Genomic DNA, 15779 nt, shown 5'->3' on the forward strand with positions numbered 1-15779 from the left:
GGCATGAGAGAGATGACCACGGACACCACGCAGCACCACGATCACGCGCCCGGACAGGGACACGAGCAGGAGTACGACTACGTCGTCGTCGGCGGCGGCACCGCCGGATCGGTGATCGCCTCGCGCCTCACCGAGGACCCGGACGTCACCGTCGCCGTCATCGAGGGCGGACCGAGCGACGTCGACCGCCCCGACGTGCTGACCCTGCGCCGCTGGATGGGCCTGCTCGGCGGGGAGCTCGACTACGACTACCCCACCACCGAACAGCCCCGCGGCAACTCCCACATCCGGCACAGCCGGGCCCGCGTGCTCGGTGGCTGCTCCTCGCACAACACCCTCATCTCCTTCAAGCCGCTGCCCTCCGACTGGGACGAGTGGTCGCGGGCGGGCGCCGAGGGCTGGCACGCGGCCGCCATGGAGCCGTACTTCGACCGGCTGCTGAACAACGTCGTGCCGGTCGCCGAGGCGGACCGCAACGCCATCGCCTCCGACTTCGTCGAGGCCGCGCAGGGCGCCCTGGGCGTGCCCCGCATCGAGGGCTTCAACCAGAAGCCGTTCCACGAGGGCGTCGGCTTCTTCGACCTCGCCTACCACCCCGAGACCAACAAGCGGTCCTCCGCCTCGGTGGCGTACCTCCACCCGGTCATGGACGAGCGCCCCAACCTGCACCTGCTGCTGGAGACCTGGGCGTGCCGCCTGGAACTGGAGGGCACCCGCGCCCGCGGTGTGCACGTCAAGGCCAAGGACGGCACCCGGTCGCTGGTCACCGCGCGCCGCGAGGTGCTGGTGTGCGCGGGCGCCGTCGACACCCCGCGGCTGCTGCTGCACTCCGGCATCGGTCCGCGCGCGGACCTGGAGGCCCTGGGCATACCGCCCGTCCACGACCTGCCCGGTGTGGGCGAGAACCTGCTGGACCACCCGGAGTCGGTGATCGTCTGGGAGACCGACGGCCCGATCCCCGAGAACTCGGCGATGGACAGCGACGCGGGTCTGTTCGTGCGGCGCGACCCGGACTCCCCCGGGCCGGACCTGATGTTCCACTTCTACCAGATCCCCTTCACCGACAACCCGGAGCGGCTGGGCTACGAACGCCCCGCGCACGGCGTCTCGATGACCCCCAACATCCCCAAGCCGCGCAGCCGCGGCCGTCTTTACCTCACCAGTGCGGACCCGGAGGTCAAGCCCGCCCTCGACTTCCGCTACTTCACGGACGAGGAGGACTACGACGGCCGGACCCTGGTGGACGGCATCAAGCTGGCCCGCGAGATCGCCGCGACCGAGCCGCTGGCCGGCTGGCTGCGGCGCGAGGTCTGCCCGGGTCCCGAGGTCACCGGTGACGAGGAGCTGAGCGCGTACGCCCGTTCGGTGGCCCACACCGTCTACCACCCCGCCGGGACCTGCAAGATGGGCGCCCCCGACGACGAGAGCGCCGTCGTGGGCCCGGACCTCAGGGTCCGCGGGCTCGACGGCCTCCGGATCGCCGACGCCTCGGTCTTCCCGACGATGCCCGCGGTCAATCCCATGATCGGCGTGCTGATGGTCGGCGAGAAGGCCGCCGAGCTGCTGGCGGGTGAGACCCGGTGAACGCCCCGCATACCGGCACGAGCGCCGGCCCCGGCCGTACTGCTTCTCCCGCGTCCGACGACTCCCCCGTCTTCTCGGTCAGGGGCCTGTGGAAGGTCTTCGGCCCGAAGGCCGCGGCCGCGAAGGTACCGGGCTCGGCGCACGCCGACCTGCCCGCCGCCGAACTGCGCGAGCGCACCGGCTGCACCGCGGCCGTCCGCGACGTCGGCTTCGACGTCCGCAAGGGCGAGGTCTTCGTCGTCATGGGCCTCTCCGGCTCCGGCAAGTCGACGCTGGTGCGCTGCCTGACCCGGCTGATCGAGCCCACGGCCGGGTCCCTGTCCATCGACGGGGAGGACGTCCTCGCGATGGACGCGGCCCGGCTGCGCTCCCTGCGCCGCCACCGCGCCGCCATGGTCTTCCAGCACTTCGGCCTGCTGCCGCACCGCAGCGTGCTCGACAACGTGGCCTACGGCCTGGAGATCCAGGGCATGAGCCGCACGGACCGGCGCGCCAAGGCCGCCGAGATGGTGGCGAAGGTCGGCCTGGAGGGCCTGGAGGACCGCAGGCCCGGACAGCTCTCCGGCGGTCAGCAGCAGCGCGTGGGGCTCGCCCGCGCCCTCGCCGCCGACCCTGAAGTGCTCCTGTTCGACGAGCCGTTCAGCGCGCTCGACCCGCTGATCCGTCGCGAGATGCAGGAGGAGGTGGCCCGGCTCCACCACGAGGAGGGCCGCACCATGGTCTTCATCACCCACGACCTGAACGAGGCCCTGCGGCTGGGTGACCGGATCGCCCTGATGCGCGACGGCCGGATCGTCCAGCTCGGCACCCCCGAGCAGATCGTGGGCTCGCCCGCCGACGACTACGTACGGGACTTCGTCCGCGACGTGCCGCGCGAGCAGGTGCTCACGGTGCGCGGCGCGATGCGTCCGGCGGCCCCCGGCGAGGCCGACCGCGGTCCCGCGCTCTCCCCCGGCTCCACCGTGGCCCAGGCCATCGAGGCGGTCGCCCGCAGCGGCGAGCCGGCCCGGGTCGTCGACGGCGGCAGGTGCCTGGGCGTGGTCGACGACGCGGCGCTGCTCGCCGTGGTGGCCGGTCTGCCCGGCGCGCACGCCGGGGAGGTGGCGGCATGAGTGACCGTACGCGTGTCCGCGTGCCCGGCCCGGGGCGGTGGTGCAGATGACCACGACCACCCCGTCCGTACGGGAGCCGGGCGAGCCCGGGCGGTCCGCCCGGACGTCCCTGTCCAAGACCGCGGAACGGCCGGCCGGGGGCTCACGCGCCGCTCGTAGCGCGACCGGCGCGACCGGGGCGACCGGTGCGACCGGGGCGACCGGGGCTCGGACCGGACGGCTGCGGGGCCTGAGCCCGCGCCGGGCCGGCCGCGCTCTGCTGCCGCTCGCGGTGGCCGCCCTGGTCCTGCTGCCGCTCGCGGTGCTCTTCCCCGGCGCGGGCAGCTGGCCCGCCGCCCTGGACGTCGACCTGTCCGGGCCCCTCGGCCGGGCCGGCGACTGGATCGTCGACAACCGCGACGGCCACCCGCTCTTCCTCTACTTCTTCGGCCACGTCAGCAACGTCGTGGTGGTGTCCGTCCGCGCGGTGTACGTGGTCCTGCTCGCCGCGGGCTGGACCGGAGTCACCGCGCTGGCGGGTCTGGTCGCCTGGCGCCTCGCGGGCGTCCGGCTGGCCCTGACCTGCGTCGCCGCGTTCGCCGCCTGCGGACTGCTCGGCATGTGGGTGCCGACGATGCAGACCCTCGCCCTGATGGCCGTGGCCGTCGCCGCCTCCGTGGTGGTCGGCGCCCTGCTCGGTCTGGCCGCCGGGCTCTCGCCGCGCACGGGCCGCGCGCTGCGCCCGGTGCTGGACACCATGCAGGTGCTGCCCGCCTTCGCGTACCTGCTGCCGATGGTGCTGGTCTTCGGCATCGGCGTACCCGCCGCCGTCCTCGCCACCGTGGTGTACGCCGCCCCGCCGATGGCCCGCCTCACCGCCCTCGGCCTGCGCGAGGCCGACGCCGGGGTGCTGGAGGCCGCGGACTCCCTCGGCGCGACCGGGCGGCAGCGGCTGCTGACCGCGCGGCTGCCGTTGGCCCTTCCGCGGCTCCTGCTCGGTGTCAACCAGGCCGTGATGATGGCGCTGTCGATGGCGGTCATCGCCTCCGTGATCGGTGCGGGCGGCCTCGGTGACCGGGTCTACCAGGCCCTCGCCTCCGTCGACGTGGGGGCCGCGCTCGCCGCGGGCGTCCCCATCGTGCTGCTCGCCGTGGTGCTGGACCGCACCGCCGACGCGGCGGGCCGGCGACTTGCAGCCGATCCGCCCCCGCTGGCCGAACGGCACCTGCTGCGCCGGGTGTTCGCGGGCTGGTACGGGCGCCTGCTCACGGTCCTCGCCGCGGTCGCCGTCGCGGTCGCGGGCCGGATGGCGGGCACCTCCCTGTGGCCCGACACCTGGACCGTGCCGGTCGCGGAACCGGTCAACCGCGTGGTCGGCTGGATGACCGACCACCTCTACTCCGGCGTCCCGCTGGTCGGCGGCACCGCGGACTGGGCGGCCGGCTTCACCGGCTGGGTCCTCGACCCGCTGCGCACCGGACTCCAGGCCATGCCCTGGTGGCTGGTGCTGCTGCTGGTCGCCGCACTGGGCCTGCTCGCCGGCACCTGGCGCACCGCGCTGACCGCGGTCCTCGCCATGGCCGCCATCGGCGTCCTCGGTGTCTGGGAGCCCTCGCTGGACACCCTCTCGCAGGTGCTCGCCGCCGTCGCCGTCACCCTGGTGCTGGGCTTCGCGACCGCCGTCGCCGCCGCCCGCAGCGCCCGCGCCCAGCGGTTGCTGCGGCCGGTGCTCGACGTCTGCCAGACCATGCCGCAGTTCGTCTACCTCATCCCGGTGGTGGCGCTGTTCGGCGTCGGACGGGCGCCCGCCGCGGCGGCCGCCGTCGTGTACGCGCTGCCCGCCGTCGTCCGCATCACCGTCCAGGGTCTGAGCCAGGTGAATCCGGCCGCCATGGAGTCGGCGCGCTCGCTCGGCGCCACCCGCTCGCAGCAGCTGTGGCAGGTCCAGCTTCCGCTGGCCCGGCCCGCGTTGCTGCTGGCCGTCAACCAGGCGGTGGTCCTGGTCCTGGCCGTCGTCATCATCGGCGGCCTGGTGGGCGGAGGTGCGCTCGGCTACGAGGTCGTCCTCGGCCTCGCCCAGGGCGACCTGGCCACCGGTCTGGTGGCGGGCGCCGCGATCGTCTGCCTGGGCCTGGTGCTCGACCGCGTCACCCAGCCCGCGAAGGAGGCCTGAGATGCCGGACCGGCACCAGGGGCGCAGCCCGCGCCGCCGTACCCGTACCGCACTGACCGCCCTGACCGCGGCCGTGGGCTGCCTCGCCGTGCTCACCGGCTGCGGCGCGGCCGACATGACCCGCCAGGCGTCCCCGTACGCGGCGGCCGAGGACGCGAAGACCGTCACGCTCTCCGTGCAGTCCTGGGTCGGCGCCCAGTCGAACACCGCCGTCGCCGCCTACCTGCTGGAGCACGAGCTCGGCTACCGCGTGGACACCGTCCAGGTCGACGAGGTCCCCGCGTGGGACGCGCTCAGCCAGGGCCGCGTCGACGCGATCCTGGAGGACTGGGGTCACCCGGAGCAGGAGAAGCGGTACGTCGAGGGCAAGAAGACGATCGCGCCCGGCGGCGAGCTGGGCGTGACGGGCCACATCGGCTGGTTCGTCCCCACGTACTTCGCCGAGGCCCATCCCGACGTCACCGACTGGAAGAACCTCGACAAGTACGCGGACCAGCTGCGCACTCCGGAGAGCCGGGGCAAGGGCCAGCTGCTGGACGGGTCCCCTTCCTACGTCACGAACGACAAGGCGCTGGTGAAGAACCTGGGGCTGGACTTCGAGGTGGTCTTCGCCGGGTCCGAGGCTGCGCAGATCACCCAGATCAAGCAGTTCGCGAAGGAGCGCAAGCCCTTCCTGACCTACTGGTACAAGCCGCAGTGGCTGTTCGAGCGGGTCCCGATGACGGAGGTGCAGCTCCCGGAGTACAAGGAGGGCTGCGACGCCGAGCCGGAGGCGGTGGCCTGCGCCTATCCGCACACGCCGCTGCGCAAGTTCCTCAACGCCCGCTTCGCGCAGTCGGGCGGGAAGGCGGCCGACTTCCTCAAGGCCTTCCGCTGGGACACCGCGGAGCAGAACGAGGTGTCCCTGATGATCGCCGAGCAGAAGCTGTCACCGGAGCAGGCGGCGAAGAAGTGGGTGGAGTCCAACCGCGAGGTGTGGGAGCCCTGGCTGCGCTGACGGGTCCGCCGCAGCCACGAACGGGCCGGGGCCGCCGCACCCTTGGAGGGTGCGGCGGCCCCGGCCCGTTCGGGTGCGTCCGCTACTCGGCGGACACCTTCAGCAGCTTGTTGGGGGTTCCCGCGCTGGGGTTGGTGATCTTGCCCGCGGTGGCCCCGGTGGTCAGGGCCTGGGCGACCTGCGCCGGTGACGCGTCCTTGTGGGCGGCCAGGTAGAGCGCCGCCGCTCCGACCACGTGCGGGGTGGCCATGGACGTGCCCGAGATGGTCTTCGTGCCCGTGTCGCTGTCGTTCCAGGCCGAGGTGATGTCCGAGCCGGGCGCGTAGAGGTCCACGACCGAGCCGAAGTTGGAGAAGGAGGACTGGGAGTCGTCCGCCGCGCTGGAGGCCACCGTGATGGCTTCCTGGACCCGCGAGGGCGAGCCCTGTCCCGCGTCGCTCGACTCGTTGCCCGCGGCGACGGCGAAGGTGACGCCGCCGCTGACGGCCCTGCGCACCGCCTCGTCGAGCGCTTCGTCGGCTCCGCCGCCGAGGCTCATGTTGGCGACCGAGGGCCCGCTGTGGTTCTGGGTCACCCAGTCGATGCCCGCGACCACCTGTTCGGTGGTGCCCGAGCCGTTGTCGTCGAGCACGCGGACGGCGACGACCTTGGCCTTCTTGGCCACCCCGTGGGCCTGGCCCGCTATGGTGCCGGCGACGTGCGTGCCGTGGCCGTTGCCGTCGTCCGCGCTCTGGTCGTTGTCCACGGCGTCGAAGCCGTGCTGGGCCCGGCCCTCGAAGTCCTTGTGGGTGATGCGGACACCGGTGTCGATGACGTAGGCCGTCACGCCCTCGCCGCCCGCGTCGGGGTAGGTGTACTTCTTGTCGCCGGGCGTCGCCGTCTGGTCGATGCGGTCCAGCCCCCAGGAGGGCGGGTTCGGCTGGGTGGTGCTGAGGGAGAACTTCTTGTTCTGGACGACCTTGCCGACCTTGGGGTCGGCGGCCAGCCGCTTGGCGTCCGTCTCCGAGAGCCCGGACGCGGAGAAGCCGTTGACCGCGGAGCTGTACTCGCGCCGCAGTTCGCCACCGTACTTCTTGGCGAGCGCCTGCTTGTCCGCGTCCTTGTCGAGCATGACGATGTAGCTGCCGCTGAGGGCGCCGGGCGCGCCCAGTCCGAACACCGTCCCCTCGGCCGGAGTGGTCGCACCGGCGAAGGGTGAGAACAGGATGCCGGCGCCGGCTACGGTCGCAGCGCCTGTGAGCACGGCCAGGAGCCGGACTTTCCGGGACCGGGTGGAGGCGTGCCTGTGAGTTGACATGAAGGAAGTACTCCTCGCGTTGACGTGTGGGGCGTCAAGAAGCGCTGTCGCGCTGACCTCCAAGAGCTGCAAAATCTCCGGGGGTTGGTTCGAAACCCTGACCGATTCGCGGGAGCGTTTCAAGGTCGCCCAGACCTCTGCGCGTTATTCAACAAGGTTTCTTAAGGGGACCTCCCCATCCGCTCCTCGGAACGGGCACACTCTTCGAATCTTCTGCACAACTAGGGCACTTCTCGTGTGCGTGAGCGAAGTCGGGCACGCGGAAGACCCCCGTCCGCAGTTGCGGCGGGGGTCGGTGACAGGGGTTCAGGCGTCGGCGGGGCCGCCGCCCGGGGGTACCTCCGGGGGCCAGCGGTGCGTCGTGCGGGCCGAGGTGAGCTGGTCCACCACCTCGGCGAGGTCCTGGCAGGCCTGTTCGATCCGCATCCGGATGTTGATCTGCTCCGTGACGAGCGCCGACAGCAGCAGGGAGGTCAGGGCCGCACTGCCGTTGAGGGCCTGGAGGTTGACCATGCTCTCGGTCGTGGTGTGGTGCGCGAACGGGCCGGCGAGGGCGTCGGCCGAAGCGTTCGCCAGCACGGACACCAGCAGCATGCAGGGCGCGCTCCCCGCCAGCTGGAACCGCAGGGCCGCCCAGATGAGGACCGGGAAGACCAGGAAGAGCAGGGCGAGTTCGCTCCTGGTGGCCAGCAGCGTGACGGCCACGGCCGTCACCGCCAGGGCGGCCGCCTCGGCCCACCGGTAGGTGTCGGCGTCCCGGGGGATGCGGGCCCTGCGCAGGACGAGGAGGAGCGGGGTCACCACGAGCACGCCCATGGCGTCGCCGGCCCACCAGGTCCACCACGCGGTCCAGAACCCGCTCGCCGGCATGCTGCCGGTGAGCAGCAGCAGCCCGGCCCCGACCGTGGCGCTGATCAGCATCGGCACCAGGCCGCCCAGGAAGACCAGGGCCAGACCGTCCCGGAGCCGGTCCAGCCCGACCCGGAAGCCGACGCGGCGCAGCATCAGGTAGGCGCACACGGGGGCCAGGGTGTTGCCCACCATGATGCCGAGGCCGACGGGTTCGAACGGGCCGAGCGTCTGGATCACGAGGTAGGTGCCGAGGGCGATCCCCGGCCAGACCCGCAGCCCCAGCCAGAGCAGGCAGGCGAGGGCGATGCCCGTGGGCGGCCACAGGGGGGTGATGACAGCTCCGTCGATCACCACCTGCTGGAGCAGGCCGATCTGTCCGCCCGCGTAGTAGGCGCCGGCCACGGCGAGGATCCGGAGCACAGCCAGGCACAGACGTCGGAAGCCCTCGGTGCGCATCACTTCATCAGACAGGAACCGGCCCCTCCGGCGGCGTGTGACACGCCCTACGGGCCGGCGGCGTCCGCCCCGCCGGTCCCCCGGAAGGTGTCCTGGCGGCCCGGGGCCCCTTCGTGGCTGAGGACGAGCACCGCGGCGTCGTCCGCGTGGCCGGTGGAGTCGGCGACCTTCATCACCTCGGCGGCCAGCTCCCCCGGGTCCGACCCGGCGGCGGCCCTGACCACGTCGGCGACCCGTGCGAGCCCGGCCTCGATGGGGAAGGACGGCCCCTCCACCACCCCGTCGGTGACCAGGACGAAGGAACCGGCCTGGCCGAGGCTGCGGCGGGTCACGGGATAGGACGCGCCGGGCAGCATGCCCAGCGGCGGGCCCCCTTCGTCCTCCACGACCCCGTACCGGCCGTCCTGCGTGGCCCAGACCGCCGGCACGTGCCCGGCGCGGGCGCTCTGGATCTCCCAGGTCACGGGGTCGAAGCAGAGGAAGGTGCAGGTCGCGAAGAGGTCGCAGTCCACCGAGAGCAGCAGGTCATTGGCCCGGCTCAGGACCTCGCCGGGGTCGGCCGCGGCCGCGGCCACGGCCCGTACGGCGATCCGCACCTGCCCCATGAAGGCCGCGGCCTCGACGTCGTGGCCCTCCACGTCGCCGATGGAGAAGCCCAGCGCACCCTCGGGCAGCAGGAAGCCGTCGTACCAGTCGCCGCCCACGCTCAGTCCGTGGCGGGCGGGGGCGTACCGGGCTGCGGTGCGCAGTCCCGGCACGCTGGGCAGGGAGGCGGGCAGGATCTCCCGCTGGAGGGCTTCGGCGAGCTCCACCCGGGCCTGATGGAGCTCGGCGCCCTCCTTGGCCTGCGCCGTGAGCCGCCCGAGCCGGGCCAGCAGGTCGTCGGCGCTCGCCGCCCGCGTGGACCGATGGGGGGTCATGGACCGCTCCGAGATGCTGTCGACGTACGCCGGCTTCCAGGCCCTGGCTCAAGAACCCCGTTCATCATATTTCCGCCGCCCGTGGATCACATCCCGGCAGCTCGTGGCCCCTGCGGCCGCCACCGGGATCGTGGCGGCCGCCGGGGCCCGGTCAGCGCACGGATCCGGCCGGGTGCAGCGCGGACTCCGTGCAGGTGGCGAAGGTCCGCTGGTGGTAGACCAGCGGGGGCTGCGGGTCGGAGACCGCCTGCTCCACCGCCCCCTGCACGATCACGTGGTCCCCGCCCGGCGTCAGTGCGACCACCCTGCAGGCCATCCAGGCGGGGACCCCGGGGAGCCGCGGCACTCCGCCCTGGCTGCTCAGCGGTATCCCGTCCGCCTTGTCCCGCCCCTTCGCGGCGAAGGCCCGGGCCCAGTCCTCCTGGCCGTCGGCCAGGACGTTGATCCCGAACCGTCCGGCCTTGCGGATGATCCCCAGCAGCTCGGAGTCCTCCGCGAGGGCGACCATGACCAGGGGCGGGTTGCGGGACAGGGAGGCGACCGCGCTGACGGTCGTACCGTGCGCGCGCGTGCCGTCGTAGGCCGTGACCACGGTGACGGCGCAGGGGAAGGACGCCATCGCGTCCCGGAAGTCGGCGTCGTCGACCGCAGGTGGTGCGTACCCGTTCATACCCGCTCCCTCGGAATCCGGCCCGGTCATGAGGCCTCGGCCTTGCGACGGAGCAGCTTCGGCCCGGCCACGGCCAGAACGGCGCCCACGAGCATGAACAGCGAGCCGATCAGCTGGCCCGTGCCGATGGACTCGTCCAGCAGCACGAAGGACAGCACCGTGCCGGAAACCGGGACCAGGAACATCAGCACGGAGGCGGTGGTGGGTCCGACCTGGCGCACGCCGCGGTAGAACAGCGCGTACGCGATCGCCGTGGGGCCCAGCACCAGGAAGGCCATGGTCCACCAGAAGCTGCCCGAGAGGCCGCTCCAGGCCACGTCCCCCACGTCGGGGACGGCGAGCGCGGCGAGCACGAGCGAGCCGAAGGCCATGGAGTAGGCCGTGGCCCGGACCGGCTCGATCTGCACCAGGATGCGCTTGCCGATCATGGTGTACGCGGCCCAGCTCACGGCCGCGACCACGTACGCCAGCTCGCCCAGGAGACGGTCCCGGCCGCCTCCGTCCTCGGCGACGCCGAGGAAGAACAGCACCGCACCCGCCGCACCCGCGGAGAGTCCGGCCACCCGGTGCCACTGCGCCTTCTCCCAGCGCAGCAGGAGAGCGGCCGCCGTGGTGAGGATGGGACTCAGGATGGGCACGATGATCGCGCCGTCCACGGCCGGTGCGTAGGAGAGGCCGAAGAACAGCACGGCGTTGTACACGAAGACGCCGAGGAAGCCCGCGATGGCCAGCGGGCGGATCTCGGACCGGCTGATGCCGGCGCGTCCGGGCAGGAGCAGCGGCAGGATCAGCAGGAGCACCAGGGCTCCCGAACCGAACCGGACGGCCGCGGCGACGCTGTGGGGGATGTCCTCCACGACGATCTTCGAGACCACGAACCCGCTGCCCCACAGCGCCATCGTGATCAGCAGGGGCGGCATCGGGTGGTGCAGGGCTCCGGGGGGCCGGCCCGTGGTGGCGGCGGGGGCGTCCTTCGCGTCAGTGGACATGTGCGGGTGTCTCCGGCTGCTCGGGCAGGCTGCTCAGCGACACGGCCAGCTCTTCCATCGACAGGCCGCTGTCGTCGAGCGTTCCCTGCAGGTGGGCGTCGTAGGCCGCGAGGTCGAACTGGCCGTGCCCGCTCAGGCAGAGCAGGAGGACCGGATCGGCGCCCTCGGCCGTGGCCTTCCTGGCCTCGACGATGGCGGCGTGCACGGCGTGGGAGGACTCGGGCGCCGGGATGATGCCCTCGGCGCGCGCGAACTGCAGCCCGCTCGCGAGGACTTCGTTCTGGCCGTAGGCGACGGACTCGATCGTGCCCGTGGAGTACAGGGAGCTGACGATCTTCGCCGTGCCGTGGTAGCGCAGTCCGCCGGCGTGGATGGCCGCCGGGGAGAAGGCGTGTCCCAGCGTGTACATCTTCTGCAGCGGGGTGGCGCGCGAGGAGTCGGTGAAGTCGTAGCGGTAGACGCCGCGCGTCAGCTTGGGGCAGGCGGTCGGCTCCACGGCGATGCACCGGGGGCCCTCGCCGCCGCGCAGCTTGTCGCGGAGGAAGGGGCCGGCGAGGCCGCCGAAGTTGCTGCCCGCGCCGAGGCTCGCGATGACCACGTCGGGCCGCTCGCCGAGGGCGGCCATCTGCTCCTGCGCCTCCAGGCCGATGACGGTCTGGTGCAGGAGCGAGTACGACTCGCCGCTGCCCGTGGCGAACCGGCTGCCGCTGTCGAGCCGCGCGTCCTCCAGCGCCTCCGCCATGGCGATGGCGAGGCTCCCGCCGGTCCCGGGGTTCTCGGCGAGTGCCGCGCGCCCCGCGTCCGTGCCGGGGGTGGGGCTGGGGACGACGGTGGCGCCGAGCATCTCCATGACCACGCGCCGGTAGGGCTTGGCCGCGTAGCTGTTGCCGACCATGTAGACGTGGCATTCGAGGCCGAAGGCCCGGCAGGCCGCCGCCAGTGCGGTGCCCCACTGGCCGGCGCCGGTGGCGGTCACCAGGCGCTTGGCGCCCGCCTGCTTGTAGTAATAGGCCTGCGCGAGGGCGCTGTTCAGCTTGTGGCTGCCGCTGACGTTGCCGCCCTCGTACTTGTAGTAGATGCGCGCGCTGACGCCGAGCTCGCGCTCCAGGTTCTCGGCCCGGCGCAGCGGCGTGGGCCGGAAGGACCGGTAGTGCTCCAGGACCTCGGCGGGTATGGCGATGTCGCTCGCCTTGCTGAGTTCCTGCCGCACGAGCCCGGTCGGGATCTGCGGGTTGAGTCCGGGGCCGCCGCCGGGGGCGGGCAGGTCCGGGGCGATCGGCTCGGGCAGGTCGGGGATGATGTTGTACCAGGTGGTGGGGATGCTGGTCATGGTCAGGCTCCCTTGGCGGCCGCGACGGCGCTCTGCGCGTATCCGACGACGTCGCCCAGGGTCGCCTTGCGCACCTCGGCGAAGAGCTTGTCGGCGAAGGCCACGCCCAGTTCGTCCTCCACGGCGATGAGGCCCTGCACGTAGGCCATGGAGCCGACCGGGAGTTCCTCGGAGCCGATCTCCGCCGTGAGCGCGACGGTCGGGTCCAAGGCGAGGCCGGCGGCCTCGGCGAGGTGGCGGATGACGAGCTCCGGGAGCTGCTGGTCGATACCGGTGTCCGGCATGGTGGTCCTCTCGTACGGGATGGAGCGGTAAGTGGTCAGTTGTCGTGGCCGGCGGGGCCGGCGGGCGCCGGTACGGCGCTCTCGTCCGCCGCCAGTTGTCTCAGGGCCGCCACCAGCGGCTGGGTGCGCGGCCCGCCGGGGCGCAGCAGCGACAGGCGCGCGAAGCGGATCATCATGGGCAGGCGTGCCCAGTCGGCCGCCAGCGCGGTGAGCCGTTCGACGGCCGCCTCGTCGGGGGCCTCGGCGGTGCTGCCCTGCCGGGTCAGGTACCGCAGGTGCAGTGCGCGCTGGCGGGCGGCGGTCCATATCTCGTCCGCCTGTACGTAGCCGTCCTCGTGCCCGCCGTACTGCTCGAAGTGAGCGGCGAGCGCGTGCACGGCGTCCGGTCCGGACAGCCAGTCGCCCGGGCGGGCGTCGGGCGCGGGTCCTTGGCCGGCGGCGCCCCGCACGGCGAACCACTGGTGGTCGTCGTAGAGCGCGGCGTCGTCCTCGTCCCCGAAGGCGTGCCGTTCCTGGAGGAGGAACGGCAGGGTGAGCTCGGGCACCCGGCGCGCCCAGGCGCGCAGGTGGGCGTCCTCGGCCCAGCCGCTCCAGGAGCTCTGGTCACCGAGGTCGTCGCTGGCCCGGAAGTCGTCGCGGACGTGCCACCGGCCGTCCTCGTACCCGTCGACCACGAACCAGTGCGGTGCGTGCCGCTGTTGGTGCGCGGTGAGCCAGGGCAGGTTGAAGGAGTCACCCACGACCACGACCGCGCCGTGGGCCGCGTGCTCCGCCGCGATGCCCGCCAGTGCCTGCGACGCGTGCGGGGCGCCGCGGCGCACCAGCGGGAGCGGTCCCCCGGCGGCCCGCAGTCCGGCGGGCAGGTGGCGGAAGGCGTGGACGCCGTCGGCTTCGGGCCGCACGTCCAGGGGGCAGGAACTCCCCAGGGCGGAGAGCCAGTTCCGGCCGGTCGCGTCGAGGTACGCCGCGAGCGCCGCCCCGTAGCAGGACAGCAGTTCGCCGTCGACGGCCGGTACGTCCGGCCGGGCCGCGGTCACCATGAGTACTCCCGGTCGTGGGCGCCGGCCGGGGCCGTGGCCACGGCGAGCGCGAGGTCCTGGCGGCTGTCCAGCCGCATCCAGCGCACGGCCCCCCAGGCGCCCTGGTCCCGGCCGGATTCGACGGGGATCTGCCAGGGCCGGGCGGCGAGGCCCTCGCCGACGGCCTTGGCGCAGGCCTCCTGGACGGTCCAGGTACGGGTGAACCGCTGTGCCTGCTCGGTCCCTTCGAGCTCGGCCAGCCCCCGGTAGGAGGGGTACGAGGCCCAGCGGCGCAGCGTCGCCGCCTGGGGGACGGTCACCGGTTCGACGTCGATGCCGACGCTGGCGCCCACGCAGACGGCTACCGCTGCCATGCCCCCGCTGTGGGACACGCTGGTGCCGAGCCCCGGTGCCTGGGCGAACCGCGGCGGGCCGCCGTCGGTGTCCTCCGCGGGAGTCAGCTCCCGGACGGGGCGGTGCAGCACCAGGGCGGCGGCGCGGCGCAGCAGGCTCCGCCCGAAGGCGAACTCGGCGCGCCGGACCGGGGTCATCCGGGCGGCTGCGGCCCGCTCGGTGGAGGTGAGCAGCGACAGGTCCGGGTCGCGGGGGATCTCGCCGAGGAGCGTGTGCACCTCGGCGTCCCCGAGGCGCACGGACGCGTGCACCACACCGTCAGGCAAGGCGCACCTCGGGGTCGAGGAGCGTCAGGGTGCCGTTGGCCGTGGTGAGGCGGTCGTTGGAGTAGTTGAGCCGGGCCGACTTGATGTCCCGGAACAGCCGCTCCATGGGTATCGCGGAGCTGCGCATGTAGCCGTGCCGCAGGCCCAGCAGGTCCATCAGGCGGTCGGCGGCGTCCATCAGGGTCTCCGAGGCGAACACCTTGAGCCCGTTGAGGCGCAGTTGGACGGGGGCCGCGCCGATGTCGCCGCCGGTGAGCCGGAGGTCCTCGATCTCCCGGACGACCGTGCCGAGGAAGGCGTCCACGGCGTCCACGTCCATGCGGATGCGGGCGATGCGGTCCAGCACCAGATCGGAACGGAGGTTGAAGTCCCGCCGCTTGGCCGGGTCGCGGAGCATGGTCAGGGTGTCGCGGAGCACGCCGCAGACGGCGCCGAGCCAGCTCGCCGACCAGCCGATGTGCGCGGCGGGGGCGAAGACCGCTCCGGAGATGTCCGCGAAGGCGCCCGCCCCGCCCACCTGCTGGTCCGCGGGGACGGTCCCGTGCAGGGTCATGGCCACGCTGTGCGTGGCGCGCATGCCCATGGGGTTCCAGCCGTCGCGCTGGGTGGTCTCCAGCTGTTCCCGGTCCGCGTAGACCAGGGTGACCGCGTTGGAGGAGGCGTCGGCCGCGTCCCGCATGGTGATGAGGAAGCCGTCGGCCTGGGCTCCGCCGGTGACGATCGGGGCCTCGCGGTGGATCAGCAGGTCGTCGGTCTCCCGGTCGAGCGCGGCCCCGGCGGAGGTCAGGTGGCCCCCCTTGCCGGCCTCCGAGGTCACGGAGGCCACGTAGACCTCGCCGCGGGCGATGCGGGGCAGCAGCCGGTTCTTGAGGGCGGGCGTCGCGTACTCGGCGAGGGTGACGACCTGCTGGCAGTGCATGGCCCAGATCAGGGCGGTGGACAGGGAGCCGCGCCCGAGTTCCTGGGCGACGGCCGCCATGTCGGCGAGGGAACCGCCCAGGCCGCCGTACTCGACGGGGACGGACAGGCCCATGAGGCCCGAGGCGCGCAGCGCGTCGAGCGCGGCCACGGGGAAGGACGCGCTCTCGTCGGCCGCCGCGGCGGTGTCCCGCAGTACGGGGACCAGCTCGCGGGCCAGTTCGGTCGGGACGAGGGGGCGGGTGCGCGTCTGCGCGCCGGTGGCGCTCATGCGGAGACCCGCGCCTGCTCCAGGGCCGCGCGCAGGCCGCCGAGGCTGTTGAAGGTGTCGGGCCGCAGGGCCGCATCGGGCAGGCTCACGCCGAAGGTGTCCTCGATGTCGAAGAGCACGTCGACGGCGCGCATCGAGTCGAGGCCGAGTTCCGCGAGGGGTGAGTCCTCGGTGATCTCGGTGTCCTCCGTGAGCTCCGGCAGATGGCGGCGGACCACGGCGAGGAGCTCGGGGTCAGGGGTGGTCAT

General features: G+C 73.1%; 15 protein-coding genes. 4 read left to right on the forward strand and 11 right to left on the reverse strand.

Annotated features, from left to right (window positions below; translation table 11 throughout):
* Window positions 1–12 precede the first annotated feature (12 nt).
* From IO30_RS0111480 to IO30_RS0111495, 4 genes are read left to right on the forward strand one after another with little or no spacing between them, the layout of a single operon-like run.
* Entirely contained in the window at window positions 13–1584 is a 1572-nt protein-coding gene (locus IO30_RS0111480; RefSeq protein WP_031141927.1) for a GMC family oxidoreductase, read from the forward strand.
* Window positions 1581–2696 (forward strand): quaternary amine ABC transporter ATP-binding protein, encoded by a 1116-nt coding sequence (locus tag IO30_RS0111485; RefSeq protein ID WP_051859629.1) that lies wholly within the window; start codon window positions 1581–1583, stop codon window positions 2694–2696. The genes IO30_RS0111480 and IO30_RS0111485 overlap by 4 nt, the downstream gene beginning before the upstream one ends.
* A gap of 46 nt (window positions 2697–2742) precedes the next feature.
* A complete protein-coding gene (locus tag IO30_RS0111490; RefSeq protein WP_078904651.1) occupies window positions 2743–4848 on the forward strand; it encodes an ABC transporter permease subunit in 2106 nt (701 codons plus the stop codon).
* Between the two features lies 1 nt (window position 4849).
* Window positions 4850–5845, forward strand: a complete 996-nt coding sequence (locus IO30_RS0111495) for an ABC transporter substrate-binding protein (protein WP_051859631.1) — start codon at window positions 4850–4852, stop codon at window positions 5843–5845.
* Between the two features lie 82 nt (window positions 5846–5927).
* Here IO30_RS0111495 and IO30_RS0111500 read toward each other — a convergent pair whose 3' ends face one another.
* The 11 genes from IO30_RS0111500 to IO30_RS0111550 form a co-directional block, all read right to left on the reverse strand.
* Entirely contained in the window at window positions 5928–7142 is a 1215-nt protein-coding gene (locus tag IO30_RS0111500) for a S8 family peptidase (RefSeq protein WP_031141931.1), read from the reverse strand.
* A gap of 306 nt (window positions 7143–7448) precedes the next feature.
* On the reverse strand, window positions 7449–8453 hold the full coding sequence (locus tag IO30_RS0111505) for an MASE1 domain-containing protein (RefSeq protein WP_037893714.1): 1005 nt from the start codon (window positions 8451–8453) through the stop codon (window positions 7449–7451).
* 44 nt (window positions 8454–8497) lie between these two features.
* Entirely contained in the window at window positions 8498–9370 is an 873-nt protein-coding gene (locus IO30_RS0111510) for a PP2C family protein-serine/threonine phosphatase (protein ID WP_051859632.1), read from the reverse strand.
* A gap of 151 nt (window positions 9371–9521) precedes the next feature.
* On the reverse strand, window positions 9522–10040 hold the full coding sequence (locus tag IO30_RS0111515; RefSeq protein ID WP_031141934.1) for a flavin reductase family protein: 519 nt from the start codon (window positions 10038–10040) through the stop codon (window positions 9522–9524).
* A 26-nt stretch (window positions 10041–10066) separates the two neighbouring features.
* Entirely contained in the window at window positions 10067–11029 is a 963-nt protein-coding gene (locus tag IO30_RS0111520) for a DMT family transporter (RefSeq protein WP_078904245.1), read from the reverse strand.
* Window positions 11019–12359: a TrpB-like pyridoxal phosphate-dependent enzyme gene (locus IO30_RS0111525; RefSeq protein ID WP_031141936.1), complete on the reverse strand. Its 1341-nt coding sequence runs from the start codon at window positions 12357–12359 to the stop codon at window positions 11019–11021. Before IO30_RS0111525 ends, IO30_RS0111520 begins: the two co-directional genes overlap by 11 nt.
* A 2-nt stretch (window positions 12360–12361) precedes the next feature.
* On the reverse strand, window positions 12362–12643 hold the full coding sequence (locus IO30_RS0111530) for a hypothetical protein (RefSeq protein WP_031141938.1): 282 nt from the start codon (window positions 12641–12643) through the stop codon (window positions 12362–12364).
* A gap of 35 nt (window positions 12644–12678) precedes the next feature.
* Complete coding sequence (locus IO30_RS0111535; RefSeq protein WP_031141940.1) at window positions 12679–13683, reverse strand: hypothetical protein; 1005 nt, start codon at window positions 13681–13683, stop codon at window positions 12679–12681.
* On the reverse strand, window positions 13677–14330 hold the full coding sequence (locus tag IO30_RS41850; RefSeq protein WP_157853186.1) for a 4'-phosphopantetheinyl transferase family protein: 654 nt from the start codon (window positions 14328–14330) through the stop codon (window positions 13677–13679). The genes IO30_RS0111535 and IO30_RS41850 overlap by 7 nt, the downstream gene beginning before the upstream one ends.
* 4 nt (window positions 14331–14334) lie before the next feature.
* The gene (locus IO30_RS0111545) at window positions 14335–15531 is read right to left on the reverse strand and encodes an acyl-CoA dehydrogenase family protein (protein WP_078904246.1); all 1197 of its coding nucleotides are present in this window, start codon (window positions 15529–15531) and stop codon (window positions 14335–14337) included.
* Window positions 15528–15779 (reverse strand): acyl carrier protein, encoded by a 252-nt coding sequence (locus tag IO30_RS0111550; protein ID WP_078904247.1) that lies wholly within the window; start codon window positions 15777–15779, stop codon window positions 15528–15530. Before IO30_RS0111550 ends, IO30_RS0111545 begins: the two co-directional genes overlap by 4 nt.

Origin of the sequence: Streptomyces xanthophaeus, from assembly GCF_000725805.1 — a bacterium.
Classification (GTDB): domain Bacteria; phylum Actinomycetota; class Actinomycetes; order Streptomycetales; family Streptomycetaceae; genus Streptomyces; species Streptomyces xanthophaeus.

Coding starts and splice junctions, on each gene's coding strand:
- IO30_RS0111480 (WP_031141927.1), top strand. CDS start 13: ATGACCACGGACACCACGCAGCACCACGATCACGCGCCCGGACAGGGA.
- IO30_RS0111490 (WP_078904651.1), top strand. CDS start 2,743: ATGACCACGACCACCCCGTCCGTACGGGAGCCGGGCGAGCCCGGGCGG.
- IO30_RS0111495 (WP_051859631.1), top strand. CDS start 4,850: ATGCCGGACCGGCACCAGGGGCGCAGCCCGCGCCGCCGTACCCGTACC.
- IO30_RS0111500 (WP_031141931.1), bottom strand. CDS start 7,142: ATGTCAACTCACAGGCACGCCTCCACCCGGTCCCGGAAAGTCCGGCTC.
- IO30_RS0111510 (WP_051859632.1), bottom strand. CDS start 9,370: ATGACCCCCCATCGGTCCACGCGGGCGGCGAGCGCCGACGACCTGCTG.
- IO30_RS0111515 (WP_031141934.1), bottom strand. CDS start 10,040: ATGAACGGGTACGCACCACCTGCGGTCGACGACGCCGACTTCCGGGAC.
- IO30_RS0111520 (WP_078904245.1), bottom strand. CDS start 11,029: ATGTCCACTGACGCGAAGGACGCCCCCGCCGCCACCACGGGCCGGCCC.
- IO30_RS0111525 (WP_031141936.1), bottom strand. CDS start 12,359: ATGACCAGCATCCCCACCACCTGGTACAACATCATCCCCGACCTGCCC.
- IO30_RS0111530 (WP_031141938.1), bottom strand. CDS start 12,643: ATGCCGGACACCGGTATCGACCAGCAGCTCCCGGAGCTCGTCATCCGC.
- IO30_RS0111535 (WP_031141940.1), bottom strand. CDS start 13,683: ATGGTGACCGCGGCCCGGCCGGACGTACCGGCCGTCGACGGCGAACTG.
- IO30_RS0111545 (WP_078904246.1), bottom strand. CDS start 15,531: ATGAGCGCCACCGGCGCGCAGACGCGCACCCGCCCCCTCGTCCCGACC.
- IO30_RS0111550 (WP_078904247.1), bottom strand. CDS start 15,779: ATGACCACCCCTGACCCCGAGCTCCTCGCCGTGGTCCGCCGCCATCTG.